Annotated in this window: 19 protein-coding genes; 18 read left to right on the top strand and 1 reads right to left on the bottom strand. The window is 39.9% G+C overall.

The genetic code is table 11. The annotated features are described in order from the left end of the window. The first annotated feature begins 1 nt into the window (after position 1). The 14 genes from BN1875_RS12155 to murC all read left to right on the top strand — a co-directional run bounded on the left by BN1875_RS12155 (position 2) and on the right by murC (position 14,784). Positions 2 to 1,171 carry an FtsW/RodA/SpoVE family cell cycle protein gene (locus BN1875_RS12155; RefSeq protein WP_048605097.1) on the top strand — a complete coding sequence of 390 codons (1,170 nt, stop codon included), beginning with the start codon at positions 2 to 4 and terminating at the stop codon, positions 1,169 to 1,171. Positions 1,172 to 1,192: 21 nt separating this feature from the next. Next, positions 1,193 to 4,615, top strand: coding sequence for a pyruvate carboxylase (locus tag BN1875_RS12160; RefSeq protein ID WP_048605098.1), 3,423 nt, complete (start codon positions 1,193 to 1,195; stop codon positions 4,613 to 4,615). A gap of 18 nt (positions 4,616 to 4,633) precedes the next feature. Then, positions 4,634 to 5,752, top strand: coding sequence for a CAP-associated domain-containing protein (locus tag BN1875_RS12165; protein ID WP_048605099.1), 1,119 nt, complete (start codon positions 4,634 to 4,636; stop codon positions 5,750 to 5,752). Continuing rightward, positions 5,749 to 6,180, top strand: a complete 432-nt coding sequence (locus BN1875_RS12170) for a YlbF/YmcA family competence regulator (protein ID WP_048605100.1) — start codon at positions 5,749 to 5,751, stop codon at positions 6,178 to 6,180. Before BN1875_RS12165 ends, BN1875_RS12170 begins: the two co-directional genes overlap by 4 nt. Then, complete coding sequence (locus BN1875_RS12175; RefSeq protein ID WP_048605101.1) at positions 6,170 to 6,508, top strand: YlbG family protein; 339 nt, start codon at positions 6,170 to 6,172, stop codon at positions 6,506 to 6,508. The genes BN1875_RS12170 and BN1875_RS12175 overlap by 11 nt, the downstream gene beginning before the upstream one ends. 84 nt (positions 6,509 to 6,592) lie before the next feature. Further along, positions 6,593 to 7,147, top strand: coding sequence for a 16S rRNA (guanine(966)-N(2))-methyltransferase RsmD (gene rsmD / locus BN1875_RS12180; protein WP_048605102.1), 555 nt, complete (start codon positions 6,593 to 6,595; stop codon positions 7,145 to 7,147). 1 nt (position 7,148) lies between these two features. After that, positions 7,149 to 7,643: a pantetheine-phosphate adenylyltransferase gene (gene coaD, locus BN1875_RS12185; RefSeq protein ID WP_048605103.1), complete on the top strand. Its 495-nt coding sequence runs from the start codon at positions 7,149 to 7,151 to the stop codon at positions 7,641 to 7,643. Next, a complete protein-coding gene (locus BN1875_RS12190) occupies positions 7,633 to 8,664 on the top strand; it encodes a SepM family pheromone-processing serine protease (RefSeq protein WP_048605104.1) in 1,032 nt (343 codons plus the stop codon). The genes coaD and BN1875_RS12190 overlap by 11 nt, the downstream gene beginning before the upstream one ends. Before the next feature lie 68 nt (positions 8,665 to 8,732). Continuing rightward, complete coding sequence (locus BN1875_RS12195; protein ID WP_048605105.1) at positions 8,733 to 9,125, top strand: DUF1149 family protein; 393 nt, start codon at positions 8,733 to 8,735, stop codon at positions 9,123 to 9,125. A gap of 12 nt (positions 9,126 to 9,137) precedes the next feature. Beyond that, positions 9,138 to 9,512, top strand: coding sequence for a VOC family protein (locus BN1875_RS12200; protein ID WP_048605106.1), 375 nt, complete (start codon positions 9,138 to 9,140; stop codon positions 9,510 to 9,512). A gap of 313 nt (positions 9,513 to 9,825) precedes the next feature. Beyond that, positions 9,826 to 10,560, top strand: a complete 735-nt coding sequence (locus BN1875_RS12205; protein WP_048605107.1) for a metallophosphoesterase — start codon at positions 9,826 to 9,828, stop codon at positions 10,558 to 10,560. A gap of 111 nt (positions 10,561 to 10,671) precedes the next feature. Next, positions 10,672 to 12,855, top strand: coding sequence for a Tex family protein (locus BN1875_RS12210; RefSeq protein ID WP_048605108.1), 2,184 nt, complete (start codon positions 10,672 to 10,674; stop codon positions 12,853 to 12,855). After that, entirely contained in the window at positions 12,852 to 13,316 is a 465-nt protein-coding gene (locus BN1875_RS12215) for a SprT family protein (RefSeq protein ID WP_048605109.1), read from the top strand. Before BN1875_RS12210 ends, BN1875_RS12215 begins: the two co-directional genes overlap by 4 nt. Before the next feature lie 136 nt (positions 13,317 to 13,452). After that, on the top strand, positions 13,453 to 14,784 hold the full coding sequence (murC, locus tag BN1875_RS12220; RefSeq protein ID WP_048605110.1) for a UDP-N-acetylmuramate--L-alanine ligase: 1,332 nt from the start codon (positions 13,453 to 13,455) through the stop codon (positions 14,782 to 14,784). A gap of 400 nt (positions 14,785 to 15,184) precedes the next feature. Here the strand turns inward: murC and BN1875_RS12225 are convergent, their stop codons facing one another. Continuing rightward, positions 15,185 to 16,264: an IS30 family transposase gene (locus BN1875_RS12225; protein WP_048605111.1), complete on the bottom strand. Its 1,080-nt coding sequence runs from the start codon at positions 16,262 to 16,264 to the stop codon at positions 15,185 to 15,187. 254 nt (positions 16,265 to 16,518) lie between these two features. Between BN1875_RS12225 and BN1875_RS12230 the strand changes: the two genes are divergently transcribed. The 4 genes from BN1875_RS12230 to mutM all read left to right on the top strand — a co-directional run bounded on the left by BN1875_RS12230 (position 16,519) and on the right by mutM (position 21,304). Beyond that, the gene (locus BN1875_RS12230) at positions 16,519 to 16,983 is read left to right on the top strand and encodes a MaoC family dehydratase (protein ID WP_048605112.1); all 465 of its coding nucleotides are present in this window, start codon (positions 16,519 to 16,521) and stop codon (positions 16,981 to 16,983) included. Then, a complete protein-coding gene (locus tag BN1875_RS12235; protein ID WP_048605113.1) occupies positions 16,976 to 17,665 on the top strand; it encodes a Bax inhibitor-1/YccA family protein in 690 nt (229 codons plus the stop codon). The genes BN1875_RS12230 and BN1875_RS12235 overlap by 8 nt, the downstream gene beginning before the upstream one ends. A 155-nt stretch (positions 17,666 to 17,820) precedes the next feature. Continuing rightward, positions 17,821 to 20,460, top strand: a complete 2,640-nt coding sequence (gene polA / locus BN1875_RS12240; RefSeq protein ID WP_048605114.1) for a DNA polymerase I — start codon at positions 17,821 to 17,823, stop codon at positions 20,458 to 20,460. 13 nt (positions 20,461 to 20,473) lie between these two features. Beyond that, entirely contained in the window at positions 20,474 to 21,304 is an 831-nt protein-coding gene (mutM, locus tag BN1875_RS12245; RefSeq protein ID WP_048605115.1) for a DNA-formamidopyrimidine glycosylase, read from the top strand. Positions 21,305 to 21,306 lie beyond the last annotated feature (2 nt).

Genomic DNA, 21,306 nt, shown 5'->3' on the forward strand with positions numbered 1-21,306 from the left:
CTTGCCAAAGCAAATAAAAAAACGTCATCTTTTAGATTATGGAATTTTGATTCCATATCTTATTTTATGTATTTTAGGCTTGGTGATGGTCTATAGTTCGACTTCATATGTGTTACTGGAGACCAATCAAAATACCATGTCTTCGGTAATCAACCAAGCGGTATTCTGGGTTTTGAGTCTTGCGGTAATCATGGTGATCTATAAAATGAAAACCGATGTCTTTCGCACAAAAGGGTTTGCCTGGATGGCGATGATTACAATCATCGCTTTACTATTATTAGTACTCGTTATCGGAGAAGAAAGTAATGGAGCAAAAGGTTGGTTACAAGTAGGCGGCTTTTCGATTCAGCCGGCTGAATATATGAAAATCGTTTCTATTTGGTATCTCTCGTTGAAATTATCCAATCGACAATCGGCAATTCAAGGGAAAACATTTTTTGAGACGGTACGCAGACCCTTGTTTCCTATCGCTATTGCATTGATTATTATTGCGTTGATGCCCGATTTTGGGAATGCTACGATTATTGCATTGATCGTTCTTACAGTTCTTTTTGCCAGCGGGATCAATTATATCTATACATGGATTTTAGGAATCGTAGGAATTCTTGGTAGTATAGGAATTATTGAGGTTATCAACCTTACCCATGGCAAGTTTTTACCCGCCCATGTGTATAGTCGATTTGCAACTTTTCAAAACCCTTTTGCTGATGAATTCAATAAAGGTCATCAAATGGTCAACGGTTACTACGCTATTTATAATGGCGGATTGTTTGGTCGCGGGTTAGGAAACAGTATCCAGAAAAAAGGTTTCTTGAAATTTGCCCATACGGATTATATTTTTTCCATTGTTATTGAAGAATTAGGGTTAATTGTCGCGCTTTTGGTGTTGGCATTATTGTTTTATATGATTGCCCGGATCATTCTTGTAGGAATTCGTTCCTCTGATCCTTTTAATTCTATGATGTGTATCGGTATTGGTGCACTGTTTATGATTCAGACTTTCGTTAATTTGGGAGGAATCTCTGGTTTGATTCCTTTAACCGGTATCACTTTTCCTTTTCTGAGCCAAGGCGGTTCAAGTTTATTAATGCTTTCCATCTGTATCGGATTTGTTTTGAACATCAGTGCAGAAGAAAAACGAAAAAAATATGGTTTAGATTTGGCAAACTAAAAATGCTTGAGGAGTGGTTTAATGAAAAAGATTCTTGTTGCGAACAGAGGCGAAATCGCCATTCGAGTGTTTCGAGCTTGCTCGGAACTGCATATTCAAACAGTAGGTATCTATGCGGCAGAAGATGAGTATTCTGTCCATCGTTTTAAAGCAGATGAGGCTTATCTAGTAGGTAAAGGAAAAAAACCGATTGATGCTTATCTGGATATTGAAGATATTTTGCGTATCGCAAAAGAGTCTGGAGCAGAGGCGATTCATCCCGGATATGGTTTTCTTTCAGAAAATCTGGAATTTGCCCAACGCTGTGAACAAGAAGGCATTATTTTTATTGGACCATCCACCCATCATTTAGATATTTTCGGCGATAAAATCAAAGCCAAAGAAGCGGCCGTTGCGGCAGGTATCCAATCAATTCCCGGTTCAGAGGGGCCGGTTACTTCCATTGAAGAAGTATTGGCCTTTGGAAATACTCATGGATATCCAATCATGATTAAAGCGGCACTAGGCGGCGGTGGTCGTGGCATGCGGGTTGCACGGGATGATAAAGAAGCTCGTGATGGCTATGATCGAGCAAAAAGCGAAGCAAAAGCTGCATTTGGCAGTGATGAAGTGTATGTTGAAAAGTATGTTCAAGATCCGAAACATATTGAAGTCCAGATTTTAGGAGACACCCATGGCAATGTGGTTCATTTATTTGAGCGGGACTGCTCTGTTCAGCGACGACACCAAAAAGTCGTAGAAGTTGCACCATGTGTTTCCTTAAATGCAGACCAACGGGAAAAAATCTGTCAAGCGGCAGTAAAATTAATGAAGCATGTCGGTTATATCAATGCAGGCACTGTTGAATTTCTTGTGGAAGGGGATCAATTTTATTTTATTGAAGTCAATCCTCGGGTTCAGGTGGAGCATACGATTACAGAGTTGATCACTGATGTTGATATTGTTACGTCACAGATTTTAATTGCTCAAGGAAAAGATCTTCACAAAGAGATCGGAATTCCTGAACAAAAAGATTTACGATTCACAGGTGCGGCAATCCAATGTCGGATTACGACAGAAGACCCATTGAATCAGTTTATGCCAGATACGGGAAAAATCGATACTTATCGTTCACCCGGCGGCTTTGGTGTTCGTTTGGATGTAGGAAATGCTTATGCGGGAGCGGTAGTTACCCCTTATTTTGACTCGTTATTGGTTAAGGTGTGTACTCATGGGGCAACCTTTGAGCAGGCGATTCAAAAAATGCAAAGATGTTTACGGGAATTTCGGATTCGGGGAGTCAAAACCAATATTCCCTTTATGCAAAATGTGATCAATCATTCTGTTTTTCAAACAGGAAATGCCAAAACTACCTTTATTGACAGCACACCCCAGTTATTTGAATTTCCAAGACTTCGGGACCGCGGCAATAAAACCATGAAATATATTGGTGAAATTACGATTAATGGTTTCCCGGGAATCGAGAAAACCACGAAACATTTCTTTGCGGAACCTCGGTTGCCAAAGAAAATCGTGACAGGATTCCATGAAACGGCAAAAACAATTCTAGATCGTGACGGAGCAGAAGCAGTTTCAAACTGGGTAACGGCGAAAAAAGAATTACTTTTAACCGATACAACTTTCCGGGATGCCCACCAAAGTTTATTGGCAACGCGAGTACGGACGCATGATTTTGAAAAAATTGCTGCGGCGACAGAGCAGGCTTTGCCACAACTTTTTTCTGCAGAGATGTGGGGCGGAGCCACCTTTGATGTTGCGTATCGCTTTTTAAATGAAGACCCCTGGAAACGATTGAAGAAAATTCGTCAATTGATGCCGAATACTCTGTTACAAATGCTCTTTCGTGGATCAAACGCGGTAGGGTATTCCAACTATCCAGATAACGTTCTTGTTGAATTTATCAAAGAAGCCGCACAGCAAGGCATCGATGTCTTTCGGATTTTTGACAGCTTGAATTGGATTCCTCAAATGGAAAAAAGCATTCAAGCGGTTCGTGACACTGGCAAAATTGCGGAAGCAACAATTTGTTATACTGGGGACATCAACGATCCTAGCCGAGCAAAATATTCGGTTCAATATTATAAAGATATGGCAAAAGAACTGGAAAATCTTGGGGCTCATATAATTGCCATCAAAGATATGGCGGGATTATTGAAACCTAAAGCTGCATATCGCTTAATCAGTGAGCTGAAAGCAACGGTGGATATTCCTATCCATCTTCATACCCATGATACTAGTGGAAATGGGATTATCACCTATTCAGCCGCTACACAAGCCGGTGTGGATATCGTCGATGTTGCCATGAGTGCCATGAGTGGATCAACGAGCCAGCCAAGTATGAGCAGTTTGTATTATGCGCTGGATCAAAATGTTCGTCAGCCAAAAATTGATGTGGCAAATACACAAGAGATCAATCATTACTGGGAAGATGTGCGGATGTTTTATAAACCCTTTGAAAATGGGTTGAATGCACCACAAACAGAAGTTTATCTCCATGAAATGCCCGGTGGACAGTATTCGAATTTGCAACAACAGGCAAAAGCGGTCGGCTTAGGCGAAAAATGGGATGAAATCAAAAAAATGTATCAAAAAGTCAATCTGATGTTTGGTGATATCATTAAAGTTACTCCATCTTCAAAAGTTGTTGGAGATATGGCATTGTTCATGGTACAAAACCAATTATCAGAAGATGATATTTACGAGCGGACAGATTTGAATTTCCCAGAATCTGTGGTGACTTTCTTCCAAGGTGAGCTGGGGCAACCAGTTGGAGGCTTTCCTAAAAAACTACAAAAAGCGATATTAAAAGGCCGCCCTGCATTTCAAGAACGTCCGGGAGCTTTGGCAGCACCAGTGAATTTTGAAAAGGTAAAAGCCGAATTAACAGAAAAAATCAATTATGAACCTAGCCAGCGAGAAGTGCTCAGCTATTTGATGTATCCTCAAGTTTTTCTTGATTATCAAAAAGCAAACGAGCAATTTGCCGATGTGACAGTTTTAGATACACCGACCTTTTTCCAAGGAATGCGCTTAGGGGAAACAATCAATGTCGAAATAGAAAAGGGAAAAATCCTGATTATTCGACTGGACGAAATCGGTGAACCGGATATCGAAGGAAATCGAGTATTGTTTTTCAATTTAAATGGGCAACGGCGCGAAATCGTAATCAAAGATAATTCCATCATCAGCTCGGTTCAAACCAAGCGAAAAGCAGAACCAACGAATAAAGAGCAGATTGGCGCTACTATGCCGGGCTCTGTTTTAAGTGTTCTAGTGAAAAAAGGGGCCCGTGTGGAACGAGGAGATACCCTGATGGTCACTGAGGCAATGAAGATGGAGACAGCGATTGAAGCACGTTTTGATGGTGTGGTAGAACATATTTATGTGACAGAAGGCGAAGCAATCACCACCGATGATTTGCTGATTGAAGTTAAAGAAAAATAACGAGAAGGAGGTTTTGGCGTGAAGCGTGGGGGATTATTTATCGGGTTGTTTCTGCTGGCTTTATCGGTTGTTTATCTGCAGCCTGTTTTCTTTCCCCAAAGTCCGTCAAAACCTCGACAATCGGTGACGACTTCAGTGGACGGGATTCCGACCACTATGAATTATGAACCCATTAAAGCACAGGGGTATGCAACGTCGATTGGCATGACGGTGAAAGCCTTCAACCAACAATTTGGCGCACCTATCAAATCCTATCCTTCCGGGTATGGGGAAACAGTCAGTCTCTACCCGGCGCTGGAGGAAGAATATCTTGAAGTAAACAGCAAAAATGGAAAAATTACGATGGTCAAAACCACCGGTACAGCGGCAAAAAATCTAGAACCTTTTGCTATGGGGATGACCATGAGTGAGCTTTCTCAATTAACAATGATTTACCCTAATTTTTTATTGGAGTATCAAAAAGAATCGATTTCTTTGGAATTGATGGAAGAGGATATGAATTATCGCCCATTAATTGCTTTTGATAACGGCAGTTTCGCAGTTTTATTTTTTGATCAGGCAAATAGCAAATTATTTGCAGCCGCTTTTGTCGATGAAGAAACGTTGTTAAAGCTTGCTCCCTATCAAGTCGTTGATGGAAATCTGCCGAGTTTCGTGGAAGAAGCAGATGATTGGGCACCAATCGATCACGCAAAATCAGAAAATTCCTTCGTGCTGTTGAATCTTTTACGAGGAATGGATCAACTGCCGGAGTATCAGTCAGATTTTGACTTGCAACAGTCTTCAGAAAAACTTTTAAAAGACTTTTTAGAAACGCCGCAGGAATTTCTTAATGAGGAACGATTGGCAATTTTTGAGGATGTAAAAGAAAAAAGAAATCTCCAACCCTTCTTTTTGAGTTCAGAGGAGTGGGGCAAAATACTGCAAGAACATAAAATCGAAAAAGCGCAAGGGGTTATGGAATTTCCCGTGTATGATCCAACCTTTCAGTTATTGACCTATTATAGTGATCCATATTTACATACCAAATTTTTCCGTGATGATTCTGAAGGAATAGCCGTTGCCATTTCAAAAGAAAATATGGTAGTCTTATTACAGGAACGAGAAACCAAGGTAGAGGAAAGTGAAGAACAATGATTTATGATGATCACTTTTTCAAAATAGAAGATCAGCTGACAGCAGTACTGGATATGGTGAAATCTTCTACGGTTTTTGCGAATTATCGGCAGAAACGAGAAAACCTTTATAATGACTCTACTGCTATGCAGTTAAAATCAGTCTTTGAGGCAAAAAAAAATCAGTTTGAGCAAATTGCTTCTTATGGAAATTTTGCACCTGATTATCGGGAAAAACAGAGATCGGTACGTAAAGCAAAACGAGCACTGGATTTAAATGAAACGGTGGCAGATTTTCGTTTGGCAGAAACTGATTTGCAAGAACTGTTAGATGAAATCGGTTTGACGATTGCGCAAACGATTTCTGATGAAATAAAAGTTGATGCCGGAAATCCGTTTTTTGAAACGGGCGGACACTCCGGTTGTGGAGGAAGTTGTCATGCAAGTTGATACAACAGCAAACTTTGAATTGATCAAACGACGAGGATTGGTGGTTTGGGTTTACAGTTTGCGACAATTAAAAAATTTAAAAAGACTGGGATTTGTGCATTATGTCTCCCGTAAAATGAAATATGTCGTGATTTATCTCAATGAAGAAAACTTTGGAGAAATGAAAGAAAAAATCGAACGATTACACTTTGTCCGTTCAGTTGAGCCTTCCTATCGTCCAGATATTGAAATGAATTTTGCTGACAAAATTGGAACAAGGGCTGCTTACCAAGCAGAGGATTATGACGAAGAAATCAATACAAAAATCCGCTTGGCTGAAAATGTTTGATAGAAAACGGGTTGGGGTCCATTGGTTTGGAAGCCAACCTTTTTTGTGTATAATTGAAGAAAAGTTTTTACTGGAGGAAAGCAGATGCGTGTAATTTCAGGAGAATTTCGCGGTCGCCGGCTGAAAAGTTTGGAAGGAGCCAATACGCGGCCAACGACTGATAAAATCAAAGAATCAATTTTCAATATGATTGGTCCATATTTTGATGGGGGAAACTGTTTGGATTTGTTTGCCGGAAGCGGCGGTTTGGCAATTGAAGCCATTTCTCGTGGGATGGAACAGGCAGTCTGTGTGGATCGCAACTTTCCTGCGATAAAGGTCATCAAAGAAAATATTGCTTTGACGAAACAGGAAGAAAAATTTTATACCTTAAAAATGGAGGCAAAAGCAGCTATCAATGAGCTACAAAAACAAGGACAGACGTTTGACTTGGTCTTTCTTGATCCGCCGTATGCCAAACAAGAAATCATCAAAGACATTGAAGGACTGCTGGCAGGTGGGCTATTGAAAAAAAATGCCAGAATCGTTTGCGAAACAGCAAAAGAGGTTTCTTTACCAGAGCAAATCGGCCGCTTATCCGCCGTTCGCCGCCAAACCTATGGCATCACTGAAATCACGATTTATCGAGAAGAGGTCTAAAATGAAGAAAATTGCATTATTTCCCGGAAGTTTTGATCCGTTTACTAATGGTCATTTAGAAACCATTGAACGGGGCGCCAAACTTTTTGATGAACTGATCATCGGCATTTTTGTCAACACGAATAAAAAAAGTTTTTTTACATCAGAGGAACGAAAACGACTGATTGAAAAAAGCGTTGCTCACTTAGAAAATGTTCGAGTCATTGCTCAGGAAACAGAATTGACAGTTGTGACGGCAAAAAAATTAGGGGCCAACTTTTTATTGCGTGGGGTTCGAAGTGTGAAAGATTACGAATATGAAAAAGATATTCAGATGATGAACCACCATCTTGCACCAGAAATCGAAACGGTCTTTTTATTGGCTAGTCCGGAATACAGTCACGTTAGCTCCAGTCTTTTAAAAGAGGTTTTGCATTTTGGTGGCGATGTTCAAAAATATTTTCCACCAAATGTATATCAAGAAATTGTAAAGAAGCGTGATTCTAGTGAAAAATAAAGTATCTTTAAAACGACTCCTCCTGTTGCTGGCTGCCTTGATCCTTGCCGCCTGTGCAATTATTCCTACATCGTATTATGTGGAAGCACCGGGAGCTACGATTGATTTAAAGGAATTGATTACTGTCAATGGTAAAGAAGACGAGGCATCTGGTTCCTTTTCCTTAACCTCAGTAGGAATTCGACAAGCCACAGTTTTTCGGATGATTAAAGCCAAGCTTACAGATTTTGAAGATTTGGTCAGTGAAAAGGAATTGCTTGGGGGAGCCACAGATGATGAGTACAATCGAATTCAAGCTTTTTATATGGAATCCTCACAAAATACTGCAATCGAACAGGCTTTAAAATTAGCAGACAAAGACTATACGATGAGCTATAAAGGTGTTTATGTATTGGGTGTCGAAAAAAATTCCGATTTTTACGGAAAAATTGGAATCGGCGATACGGTTACGGCAGCGGATGGTCAGTCGTTTAAAAGCAGTGAAGAATTTATGAAATACGTTCAAAATCAAAAAATCGGACAAAAAATGCAGGTTACCTATTTGCAGGATGGTAAAGAAAAAACAGCAGAAGGAAAATTGATGAAGTTACCCACGACTGGTAAACCAGGAATTGGTATCACGTTGACAGATCATACCGAAGTTTCCAGTCAGGAAAAAATCAACTTTGATTTAGACAATATCGGAGGGCCTTCCGCTGGCTTAATGTTCACTTTGGAAATTTATGAACAATTGACAGATAAAAATCTGCGACAAGGAAAAGAAATCGCCGGAACCGGCACCATCAGCACTACAGGAGAAGTTGGTCGTATTGGTGGGATTGATAAAAAAGTTGCCAGTGCCAGCAAGAGCGGTGCCGAAATCTTTTTTGCACCGGATGATGATGTATCAGATGAGCCAAAACTAAAATCAAACTATGAAGAAGCTAAAGCAGCGGCTAAAAAACTGAAGACAAAAATGAAAATCGTTCCAGTGAAAAATGTTCAGGATGCCTTGGATTATTTGGAATCTTTGGCTGACTAACTTTTTAGCGGGAAAAGACACGTGGACTGCAGAATATGCTATAATTTTTTTGAAGGAGAGTGAATCGTTTGGAAATCCAAAGACAAAAACCTGTCGTGGAAGCGTATCATTATGATCAACGTGTTCCTGACAAAGAATATCAAACTGAATTAAAGGTGGGCTTTGCCCCATTGGAAGCAAGTGAACCGAATTATCCTAAGACCAACAGTATTTTGGGTGCAAGATTGGAATTTCGTCTTGTGTTTGATGCCTTTATTCTTGCAGGAAGAGTAAGTCAAATCAATCATGTGATCAACCGTCAAATCAAAGCACAAGAAGATGTCACAAAAGCAGAAATCGATGAATTGGTCGCTCCTTTGTTTGATATCGTGAAGCGCTTGACCTACGAAGTAACGGAGATTACAACGGATGAACCGGGTATCAAATTGAATTTTAAATCAGAACCTGAAACGGAACAGTAGGGGGAAAGAAAAATGTTTAGTACAGAAATGCAGATTATGCTGTATGTAACAGATGTCGATGCTTCGGTAAAATTTTGGGAAGCCTTGGATTTTGTTGTTGTTGATCGCCAAGAAGTTGACGGAACAGCAGTAGTTGAAATTGCCTCTTCTGAAAATGCGCAAGCGCGGTTTGTGTTGTATGATCGAGAATTCATTATGCAGCATTCACCGGAAGTTGCTTCCAACACACCGTCAATTATGTTTTTTGCCAAAGATGTTCTTTCACTGTATAAAAAAATGCAGGGATTAGGTGTCACAGTAGGCGAAATGGTTCAACTCGAAGAACGATTAGTCTTTAACTTTGCTGACAATGATGAAAATTATTATGCTGTCAGTGAACTAAACTAAAAAATGAAAAAGGAGCTGTTCACAAGGAACGGGTCCTTTTTCATTTTTTAGAAAATCCTGCTTGGTCCGTTGCAATCGCACCAGTCGCTACGGCTTCTTTTAATTCTTTTGTCACACGTTGGAATGTCTGTTTTAGTCGATTCACGCAATCCCTCGCTTCTATCCTTCTTTTAGTATACCTGTTTATCAAGGAAAGAGAATGTTCCGCAATGATTTTTACTTTTTGTTAAGAAGTGATAAAACTAAAAATGAGTAATTTTTTTACTATTTTTGCGAATTTGTTATACTAAAGAAAAAGAAAGAAGCGATGAAGATGAAACCTTACGTGTTTGCCATCAGCGATATTCATGGAGAATATGATTTATTTGTTAAAGAAGTGGCAAATTTTGACCCGACATTGCATCAGTTGGTGCTGATTGGGGATTTGAACGACCGAGGACCTCATTCTAAGGAGTGCTTCTTATTAGGGAAAGAACTGGTTGAAAAATATGGAGCCATTTATTTGCGGGGGAATCACGAAGAATATTTTTTGCAATTTTTGGTTCACCCAGAAGATTGGTTTCAAGCGTATCTTCGAAATGGTGGCAAAGAAACGATGGAAAGTCTGCTGCATAAAGGCGCCACGGAGGAATATTCTCCTACCGAGATTGCGATGATGATTCGCAGCCGCTACTCAGAATTAGTTGCTTTTTTAATCGAGCGTCCTTTGTATTATGAGTGGAAAAAGTATATTTTTGTACATGCCGGTGTCGATTTAACAAAAAAAGATTGGCATGATACCAGTGACCATGATTTTATTTGGATCAGGGAACCTTTTCATGAGGGAAAAAACAATACAGGGAAAACCATCGTCTTTGGTCATACAATTACACCAATGCTTCATGGCGATATGCAGACGACTGATTTGTGGCTATCAGATAATAAAATCGGCATTGATGGGGGAGCAGTTTTTGGCGGTTCCGTTCACGGTGTGGTATTTGATGAAAAAGGTATTCTGCAAGATATCGAGTATCAAAATCTGCGAGGACCTTGGCAACCGGATTTTTAATTTTTCCTATCAACAGGACATACCGAGAGGGTTTGAGTTGTAGATTTGACTGCTGCAACTCTTTTTTTGTGGTAAAATAACTCAGTAAAAGGAAAGGAATGTAGAAATAAAATGGCAGAGATGATGAATCAAGAAATCCTTCTTTTATTACAAAAAGAATTGACACAATATACGAAAGCACAGCAGACAAAGGTTTTGACTTTGCTGCATGAAGGCAACACGGTTCCTTTTATTGCACGCTATCGAAAAGAAGCGACCGGGAATCTTGATGAAGTTCAAATTCGTGAAATCGAAGAACGGTATAATTATTTAGAAACGATTGAAAAACGGAAAAAAGAAGTTCTGCGTTTGATTGATGAACAAGAAAAATTAACGCCGGAATTGACCCAAGCTATCACGCAGGCAACCAAGATGCAGCAAGTGGAGGATCTCTATCGTCCCTATAAACAAAAACGCCGAACCAAAGCAACGATTGCCAAAGAACGGGGTCTTGCACCGTTGGCAGAATGGCTACTGACATTTCCGTTAAAGGAAGATGTTTTTCAAAAAGCATTAGAATTCGTAGGCGAAAATGAAATCACTACTGGGGAGGAAGCTTTAGCCGGTGCCCATGAAATTTTGGCAGAACAATTTGGTGATGAAGCAAAATTCCGTACCTGGATTCGTTCGTTTACTTTTAATAAAGGAAGCTACACCAGCAGTGTGAAGGATCAGGAGAAGGATGAAAAAGGAGTTTATGAAATGTATTATGATTTTGCTGAGCCCATCAGTAAAATCGTTTCACATCGGATTTTAGCCACGAATCGAGGAGAGAAAGAAGATATTTTAAAAGTTTCGCTAGTCGTGGATGAGCAAACAATTTTTGACTATCTTCAACGGCAACTAATTAAAGATAGCCGTTCAGTGGCGACTCTTTTTGTTACAGAAGCCTACCAAGATGCGTATAAACGGTTTATCGGTCCAGCAATCGAGCGGGAAATTCGTAATGAATTGACGGAAAAAGCGGATGAGCAGGCAATTCATATTTTTGGTGAAAATTTGAGAAACTTGCTATTACAGTCACCTTTGAAGGGGAAAGTCGTGCTTGGTTTTGACCCTGCCTATCGAACTGGGTGCAAGTTGGCGGTTTTAGATGCCACAGGAAAAGTGTTGGCAATTGAAGTGATTTATCCTCATAAACCAGCCAATCAGGAAAAACGCAAAGCTGCCGGTCCTGCTTTTATTCGTTTGATTGAAAAATATCAGGTGGACATGGTTGCGATTGGAAATGGAACTGCCAGTCGTGAGTCTGAGCAGTTTGTCGCCGAGCAATTAAAAACAGTCTCTCGAGAAGTTTTTTACGTCATCGTAAATGAAGCCGGAGCCTCTGTTTATTCTGCCAGCGATATTGCTCGGGGAGAATTTCCTCATTTGCAGGTAGAAGAACGCAGCGCAATCAGTATTGGACGTCGATTGCAAGATCCGCTTGCTGAATTAGTGAAGATTGACCCCAAAGCGGTGGGTGTCGGGCAATATCAACATGATGTTTCACAAAAACGTTTGGCTGAACAATTGGATTTTATCGTTGAAACAGCTGTTAACCAAGTAGGAGTAGATGTGAATACTGCCAGCCCACAGTTGTTGCAACACGTTTCCGGACTGAATAAAACGACTGCACAAAATATTTTCACCTATCGTGAAGAAAATGGGGCGTTCACTCAACGAACACAATTAAAAAAAGTTCCTCGCTTAGGACCAAAAGCCTTTGAACAAGCTATCGGATTTTTACGCATTCCAAATGGCAAAAATATTTTGGATAATACAGGCATTCACCCAGAAAGCTATGGGGTTGCCAAAGAAATTCTTGCTCTGCTGGATGTATCCCTTGGAGAATTAGGAACGGAAGCTGCTAAAGAACGGCTTTCAAAAGTATCGGTCAATGATTTGAATGGGAAAATCGATGCCGGTAAGGAAACCTTGAAGGATATTTTAGCGGCATTGTTGCAACCGGGACGGGATATGCGAGACGAAATGCCAGCACCATTGCTACGAAAAGATGTGTTGACGATGGAAGATCTGCAACCGGGAATGGAGTTAAAAGGGACCGTTCGGAACGTAATTGATTTTGGTGCTTTTGTCGATATCGGTGTGAAGCAAGATGGACTGGTTCATATTTCCAAACTAAGCAATCAATTCGTGAAACATCCTAAAGATGTGGTTGCAGTGGGAGATATTGTTACGGTTTGGATCGAACAAGTAGATTTAAAAAAAGGACGCATCAGTTTGACGATGCTTGATCCTGGACAATCAAAATGACCCAAGAAGAATTACAACAGTTAGTGGAAAAAATTTCCTTAGAAAGTTTCCATCGTCCGTTTCTTCACCGTGCGCTTTTTAACACTCGCTTGCGAACAACCGGCGGACGGTATCACTTGTCAGATCATCATTTAGATTTCAATGAAAAAATGTTTTTGTCAGCGGATAAGTCAACTATCGTGGGAATCATCAAACATGAGTTGTGTCACTACCACTTGCATTTGCAAAATAAAGGGTATCGCCATAAAGATCAAGATTTTAAAAAATTATTGGCAGAAACCGGTGGCAGTCGTTATGCCCCAGCGACAGTTGGAAAACAGTTGACGTATCAGTGTCAACAATGCGGACAAAAGATAAAAAGACAGCGAAAAATCAATACCCAACGTTATGTTTGCGGCCGTTGTAGAGGAAAATTACAATTGCTACAAACAGATGTCCAGCCTTTAGAAAGTGTGTCGTGAGTTTGACGATTCATTAAATTCGGATAAACTCGTTGAAATTTTGGAGGATTTGTTAGATAATGATGGTCGTGTCAATGTATGAAAGAAGAATACTCTATCGAGCAGAGGCAAATCGAGAAAAGAGGATATAGAATAAATGAAAAACGATAAATTGTATCATTTTGTTGGAATCAAAGGTTCAGGCATGAGTTCTCTTGCATTGGTCCTTTTTGAAAAAGGCTATCGCGTACAAGGCTCCGATGTGGAAGAATATTTCTTTACACAAAGAGATTTAGAAAAAAATCATATCAAATTACTACCATTTAGTGCAGATAACATTCAAGAAGGCATGATTGTGATTGCCGGAAATGCTTTTCCTGATACCCACGAAGAAATTGTTCGGGCAAAAGAATTAGGTCTTGAAGTGATTCGTTATCATGATTTCATCGGGCGTTTCATTCAAGATTATACCAGTATCGCAGTCACCGGTTCCCACGGGAAAACCAGTACTACCGGTTTGTTGGCTCATGTGTTGAGTGGTGTTCGTCCAACCAGTTATTTGATTGGTGATGGAACTGGACACGGTGTACCGAATGCAGAATTTTTCTCATTTGAAGCCTGTGAATATCGTCGGCATTTCTTAGCCTATGCACCTGATTATGCAATTATGACGAATATCGATTTTGATCATCCTGATTATTTCAAGAGTATTGAGGATGTATACTCCGCATTTCAAACGATGGCTAGCCAAGTGAAAAAAGGTATTTTCGCTTTTGGTGATGATCCATATCTGCGGAAATTGGAAGCAGATGTGCCTATTTATTACTATGGAGTTAATGAAAACGACGACATTCAAGCGCGAAATATCCAACGGACAACAAAAGGATCAGAGTTTGATGTTTACATCCAAGACGAATTTATCGGACATTTTGAATTGCCGGCTTTTGGACAACACAATATTTTCAATGCACTAGGTGTAATTGGTATCTCTTATTTGGAAGGAATTGATATGCAAGAGGTTGCAGATGAAATGCTTTCTTTCCAAGGCGTTAAGCGCCGGTTCAGTGAAAAAAAAGTTGCTGATATGACCATTGTAGACGATTATGCGCATCATCCTGCTGAAATTAAAGCAACGATCGACGGTGCTCGTCAAAAATACCCAGACAAAGAAATCATTGCCGTTTTCCAACCCCATACCTTCACACGAACGATTGCTTTAATGGATGAATTCGCAGAAGCCTTGGATTTAGCTGACCATGTTTATTTATGTGACATTTTTGGCTCTGCACGGGAAACGAAAGGCAATGTCAAGATTGAAGATTTAGGAGACAAAATCCAAAAAGGCGGACAAGTAATCAAAGAGGAAAATGTTTCGCCCCTACTTGACTATGAAAATGCAGTAGTTATTTTTATGGGTGCCGGTGACGTTCAAAAATTTGAATATGCTTATGAAAAATTATTGAGCAACACGACACGGAATGTTCTGTAATTTTTAATGATAAAAACCACTTAGAAAAATTTCTAGGTGGTTTTTTTACAACCGTCATTGGCTATGGCCAGTGAGGGGCGTCGAATGAAACGAAAGTCCCCTTTGATTTATTATGGAAGAAACCTTCGAAAAGTCTTGCTGTATTTGTTGAAATTGGGGTGTCTGGATAAATTTGCCACAATTAAATTCTTTTATTTTTTCCGCAAATTTCAAGTGCAAGTTAGCCAGTTATTGAAATTCACTCGTTATTTAATTATTTATCTATTTAGTACGGGCTTGACAATGAGCTGGGGCATGGTAGCTGCGCCTAGCAGAGTTGGACAAAAGATTTGGATTCATTCCAAAGAACGTCCAACCTCCACCATGCCCAAGGAGGCTCGTTGTCAAGCTTGTACGGAGCTCAAGCACCTAGTGCTAGCTTCTTCATTTCTTCCAACAGACATTCTCGAGGTGTTGCGTAACCCAAGATTCTTCGAGGTAGATTATTCATCCAGTCTTGCACACGACGAATTGTTGATAAGGACACGTCGGATATCCGGCTTCCTTTAGGGATGAAGCGACGGATGATGCCGTTGTGATTTTCGTTGGTACCTCGCTCCCAAGAAGAATACGGATGTGTAAAATAAACTTCTGTAACACCTTCGAGTACTTCAGACAGTCCGGAAAATTCTGTCCCATTGTCAGAAGTAATTGTTTTGAAAAGTAACTCAAAATTCTTGCCAGCCGCAGCTCTTATGGTAGCTAATGCTTGATTGACAGGATCAGAAGCCTTGCCATCAATCTTGATGATCACTTCATAACGCGTTTTCCGTTCCGTCAGTGTCAGTAGCGCTTGATTGCCTTTTCCTTGGACCCCATTCACCGTGTCAATTTCCCAGTCACCAAAGCGTTCTCGTTTATCGACAATGTCTGAGCGCTTTTCAATCAACTCGCCAAGGATCGTTCTATTCTTCCGATTGCGAGATGACTTGGTGTTCCGTCGAGTTTTAAGATGCAAGTCAATGTTTCTTGTTTCCATCAAACAAAGGTCGATATAGTTGTAAAGCGTTGTCGTACAAGGGATATTTTCATGATTGAACAACCTCAATTTCTTTGCACGACCAACTAGGGCATCTGGTGATCGCTTCTCTTTCTTCATTTGATGATCGGCGTAAGCCATGAACTCAGGTGCATTCACCCACTTAGGCTGTTTACGAGAATTCACTCGGGCTTTGTCATAGGCGGCTTGGCCTGCACTAGCGAAGTAACAGAAGGATTCGTACTCATAGGTTTTTCCGTTTTGTACTTGGCGCCGGATTTGACGTACACGCCCATCCTTGACTTCTGTATGGATGGTTTGAGGGGCTCTGCCTAGGCGTCTAGCGATTTCTCGATTAGACAATGGTTGATCCAAGTGCTTCCATGCTTCAATTTTTAGGCGTTCTTCGTAACTAAGGTGTTTTCCTTGGCGTGATTCTGTGGTATTCTCAGTTTGCGTCATCGTGATTTCATCCTTTATTGATTGTGTAGGAACTTCAATAATACATGAAATTTTACGATGACGTTTTTTTATTTTGCTAAGTGGCTAAGTTCATTATAAAATCCGCCCTTTTATTTTTTCACTAATGGTCGTGTATTGAAACAAAAAAATCAGGGATATCTTTTGATTCCTTAATTTCTATCGCAAAAACTTGCACTTTTGGCGGGTTCTGATAGAATTAGATTATTAAAAATGGTAGTTGGAGGAACGACATTTTGCAGATAAACAAACCGAAAAAACTTGGGAAGACCATCGAAGAAATCGAGGAGGGTGATTCGTTATCCTTAACAGAATCGCTAGAGGATAATCAGTTGCTTTTATATTTAGGGTTAACGAATGATTCGAATCCTTTATATATACAGCATGATTTTGCTTCTCATACTGAGTATCAACGTCCGATCGTACCATCTGTTATGTTGATGGGTATCATCACTAGTGCAATCTCAAAACATTTACCTGGTCCGGGTTCTCACGTGGTGAACTTTTCCGTGAATTTCATTGAACCAGTCTATCATTATGAAACCTTAACTTTTGAATTTGAAGTTATCAAGGTAGATAAAATGAAAGATGTTGTGACGATTTCAGTAGAAGCTACGAATACAGAAGAAAATCGGGTATTAGATGCTGTCGTTATGGTACAGCCGCCAATTTTACAAGAAAGTAGTGAAGAAAATGAATAATATGAACCATTCAGTTGCCGAAGCAAGTGGGTTGAACCGCTTCTATTCGAAAGTATATTTGTTTTTTGCTGCGGGACTTGGTCTTAGCAGTGTTGCTTCTTATTTATGTTCTACCGTGTTTCAATATGAAACGTTGAACTTTGTCAACAATTTTCCATTAGGTTTTATGGGTCTATGGATTATTCAAATGATTTTAGTTGTGGTCTTAGGAAGAAAGGCGAAAAAGAATCCTTCCTTGACGATTGCCGGTTACATTGTTTTTTCTCTGTTAATGGGAATCACATTATCCATTACTTTGATGACCTACAATGTCGGAACGATCGTTCAAGCATTTGCTGCCGCAGCGGTTACGTTTACCGGTGCTGCATTGATTGGAATCTTCATTAAAAAAGATTTAAGCGTTGTTGGTCGCGTGGCTATTATTGGTGTTTGGGGAATCATCGGGGTTTCCTTGATGAATGGTTTCTTTTTCCATAGTGCTGGTGCAGATTTCTTGCTGTCAATCATGACGGTAATCATTTTTGCTGGATTAACAGCCTACGACAATCAAATGATTCGCAGATTTTACCGTGAAACACAAGGCGAGAATACTGGTGTTGCTGCCTTTGTAGCGTTGCAACTATATCTTGATTTTATGAACATGTTTTTGGCGTTGGTCCGTATTTTCGGAAGAAACGACTAACCCTCAATACACTTAACAGACAAAAGGACAAAATCGACTTTGATTTTGTTCTTTTTTTTCACGCAGAAATTTGGATTATCAGCTCAAAACAATGCAATCAAAGGATATCTTTGTTAGAATAAAGAAGAACTTTTTTAGAAGAGGAGCTAACAAAAATGGCTAAAAAGAAACTCTTATTAGTAGATGGAAACAGCGTGGCTTTTCGCGCGTTTTTTGCCTTGCACAATTCATTGGAACGTTTTACAAATAACAATGGGTTACATACAAATGCAATCTATGCCTTCAATACAATGTTTGAAAATGTTATGTCAAAAGAAAAACCGACACACGTATTGGTAGCATTTGATGCGGGCAAGACAACCTTTCGAACCGAAATCTATCCGGAATACAAAGCGGGACGATCAAAAACACCAGGGGAATTTCGGGAACAAATGCCTTATATTCGAGAACTGATCAGTGGATTAGGGGTACAGCATTATGAATTGGAAAATTATGAAGCAGACGATATTATTGGCACATTGGCAACCCAAGTAGACAAGAATGAATTTGATGTGGTCATTTTATCAGGAGATCGGGATTTGACCCAATTAGCAACAAACGATATCAAAGTTGCCATTACTGTCAAAGGTGTCAGTGAAATCGAAAACTATACACCAGAACATATCGCAGAAAAATATGATGGATTAGAACCGAAACAAATCATCGATATGAAGGGGTTAGCCGGTGATACCGCAGATAATATCCCCGGAGTGACGAAAATCGGTGAAAAAACTGCGATTAAATTGTTGAAGGAATACGGATCAGTTGAAGGTGTTTATGAAAATATCGACAGCTTGAAAAAAAGCAAAATGAAAGAAAATCTGATCAATGATCAGGAGCAGGCCTTTTTGTCAAAACGTTTGGCAACCATTAATGTCAACGCCCCGGTCGATGTTTCGATTGATTCGTTGGAATATCACGGAAAAGATTTAGATAAGTTGGTTCCTTTTTTCAAGGAAATGAATTTTAAATCTTTCTTAGATAAGCTGAATGTTGTTGATACGCATGAAATGGAAGATATTCATTTTAATGTCGTTGATCAATTTACCGAGGACATGTTTGCTGAAGATATGGCACTTTATGTTGAAATGTTGGGAGAAAACTACCATTTAGAAGATATCGTTGGTGTTGCTTGGGGATCAAAAAAACAAATTTATGTCACCAGTAACGAAGAAATTTTTGAAAATCCTTTTTTCAAAAAATGGTTACTGGCAGAAAATCAAAAGAAAGTCTATGATGCAAAACGGACGTATGTGGCATTAAAGCGCTATGTGACCCGTCCACAAGGAATCACTTTTGATGTCTTGTTGGCCGCCTATCTTTTAGATACCAATGACAATAACAATGATATCGCTGGTGTAGCAGCCCATTATGACTATACCGATATTCAATCAGATGACACAGTTTATGGAAAGGGTGCAAAAAAAGGACTACCGGAAGAGGAAGAACTTTTCTATGCCCATTTATCTCGGAAGGTCAAAGCAATTCATTGGTTGAGTGAAAAATTAGACCAGGAATTGACAGAAAAAAATCAGAGTGAGTTGTTCTATCAAATGGAATTGCCTCTTTCAAAAATTTTGGCAGAGATGGAAATTGCTGGAATCAAAGTGGATGCTACTCGTCTGCATACAATGAAAGGTGAATTTTCTCGTCGTCTACAGGAAATTGAAGAAAAAATCTATCAGGAAGCAGGAACAACCTTCAATATTAATTCGCCGAAACAATTAGGCGTGATTCTTTTTGAAAATATGGGCTTGCCAGTTATCAAGAAAACAAAAACCGGCTATTCTACAGCTGTGGATGTACTGGAACAATTGCGAGAACAAGCACCAATCGTAGAGGACATTTTAAATTACCGTCAAATCGCCAAAATCCAGTCTACCTATGTGGAAGGCTTGCTGAAAGTGATTCAAGGCGACGAGAAAATTCATACCCGCTATGTGCAAACTTTGACTCAGACGGGGCGATTAAGTTCTGTAGATCCTAATTTGCAAAATATCCCGATTCGTTTAGAAGAAGGACGGAAGATTCGCCAAGCGTTTGTCCCTCGGAAAAAAGACTGGTTGATTTATTCTTCCGATTATTCACAAATCGAGTTGCGGGTATTGGCGCATATTTCCGATGACACTCATTTAAAAGAAGCGTTTATTGAAGGACAGGATATTCATGCCAGTACCGCGATGCGGGTTTTTGGGATCGAAAAAGCCGAAGACGTGACACCAAATATGCGACGTCAAGCCAAAGCTGTCAATTTTGGGATTGTTTATGGAATTTCTGATTATGGACTTTCACAAAATCTGGGAATTTCTCGAAAAGAAGCGCAACAATACATTGACACGTATTTTGAAAAATATCCTGGTGTGAAACAATACATGGAAGATATCGTTCGTGATGCAAAAGACAAGGGCTTTGTTGAAACCCTTTATCATCGCCGTCGATATTTGCCGGATATCAATGCTCGGAATTTTAATCTGCGCTCGTTTGCTGAACGGACTGCCATTAATACACCAATCCAAGGCAGTGCTGCCGATATTTTAAAAATTGCGATGATCGAATTAGATAAGCGAATGAAAAAAGAAAAACTTGAAGCAGTTATGCTGTTGCAAGTACACGATGAATTGGTATTTGAAGTACCGGAGACCGAGTTGGAGACTCTTGATCAGCTAGTCAAGGAAGTCATGGAGTCAGCAGTTGCGTTGAGTGTTCCGCTGATTACCGATAGCAGTTGGGGTACCACTTGGTACGATGCAAAATAGAAGGTGAAGAAAGTTGCCAGAATTACCAGAAGTAGAAACAGTTAGAAAAGGCTTAGTTCATTTAGTTAAAGGAAAAAGGATCGATAATGTAGACGTTCGTTGGACCAAAATCATCGAAGCCCCGGAAGTTCCCACGTTTCAAGAGCTAGTAAAGGGGCAGACGATTGAAGATATTCAGCGTCGCGGCAAATATTTGATTTTTAAATTAACAGATTTTGATTTGATTTCCCATTTACGGATGGAAGGAAAGTATGAATTTTTTGAATCGAATCCGATTGTGGATAAGCACACCCATGTGATTTTTCATTTTTCAGACGGAACACAATTACACTATCATGATGTTCGTAAATTTGGACGTATGGCGCTGGTGGGGAAAAATCAAAGTGAAACTTATAAAGGGATTCTACGATTAGGACCAGAACCTTTACCGGAAACGTTCACGTTGGCAGGTTTTACAGAACAACTAAAAAAATCCCATAAAGCGATCAAACCATTACTTTTGGATCAGCGATTGGTTACCGGTTTGGGAAATATTTATGTCGATGAAGCTTTGTGGCAAGCTAAAATCCATCCTGAACAGCCAGCAAATACATTGACGGATAAAGAAGTAAAAAAGTTGCGACAAGCAATCATTGAAGTTTTATCCAAAGCGGTTGCTGCTGGGGGCACAACGATTCGAACTTACTTGAACGCACTAGGGGAAGCAGGGAAATTTCAGCTTTCATTAAACGTTTATGGTCAAACTGGTAAGCCTTGTCCTCGATGTGGCACCCCAATCGTAAAGTTAAAAGTCGCTCAACGGGGTACGCATATTTGTCCAACCTGTCAGAAATTGAAGGTGTAGAA

The sequence above is a fragment of the Enterococcus massiliensis genome (assembly GCF_001050095.1).
Classification (GTDB): Bacteria; Bacillota; Bacilli; order Lactobacillales; family Enterococcaceae; genus Enterococcus_C; species Enterococcus_C songbeiensis.

Excerpts from the sequence above, each read along its gene's own strand:
- BN1875_RS12215 (WP_048605109.1), top strand. The coding sequence starts at position 12,852 with ATGACCCAAGAAGAATTACAACAGTTAGTGGAAAAAATTTCCTTAGAA.
- murC (WP_048605110.1), top strand. The coding sequence starts at position 13,453 with ATGAAAAACGATAAATTGTATCATTTTGTTGGAATCAAAGGTTCAGGC.
- BN1875_RS12205 (WP_048605107.1), top strand. The coding sequence starts at position 9,826 with ATGAAACCTTACGTGTTTGCCATCAGCGATATTCATGGAGAATATGAT.
- polA (WP_048605114.1), top strand. The coding sequence starts at position 17,821 with ATGGCTAAAAAGAAACTCTTATTAGTAGATGGAAACAGCGTGGCTTTT.
- coaD (WP_048605103.1), top strand. The coding sequence starts at position 7,149 with ATGAAGAAAATTGCATTATTTCCCGGAAGTTTTGATCCGTTTACTAAT.
- BN1875_RS12200 (WP_048605106.1), top strand. The coding sequence starts at position 9,138 with ATGTTTAGTACAGAAATGCAGATTATGCTGTATGTAACAGATGTCGAT.
- BN1875_RS12170 (WP_048605100.1), top strand. The coding sequence starts at position 5,749 with ATGATTTATGATGATCACTTTTTCAAAATAGAAGATCAGCTGACAGCA.
- BN1875_RS12210 (WP_048605108.1), top strand. The coding sequence starts at position 10,672 with ATGGCAGAGATGATGAATCAAGAAATCCTTCTTTTATTACAAAAAGAA.
- BN1875_RS12175 (WP_048605101.1), top strand. The coding sequence starts at position 6,170 with ATGCAAGTTGATACAACAGCAAACTTTGAATTGATCAAACGACGAGGA.
- BN1875_RS12225 (WP_048605111.1), bottom strand. The coding sequence starts at position 16,264 with ATGACGCAAACTGAGAATACCACAGAATCACGCCAAGGAAAACACCTT.
- rsmD (WP_048605102.1), top strand. The coding sequence starts at position 6,593 with ATGCGTGTAATTTCAGGAGAATTTCGCGGTCGCCGGCTGAAAAGTTTG.
- BN1875_RS12160 (WP_048605098.1), top strand. The coding sequence starts at position 1,193 with ATGAAAAAGATTCTTGTTGCGAACAGAGGCGAAATCGCCATTCGAGTG.
- BN1875_RS12235 (WP_048605113.1), top strand. The coding sequence starts at position 16,976 with ATGAATAATATGAACCATTCAGTTGCCGAAGCAAGTGGGTTGAACCGC.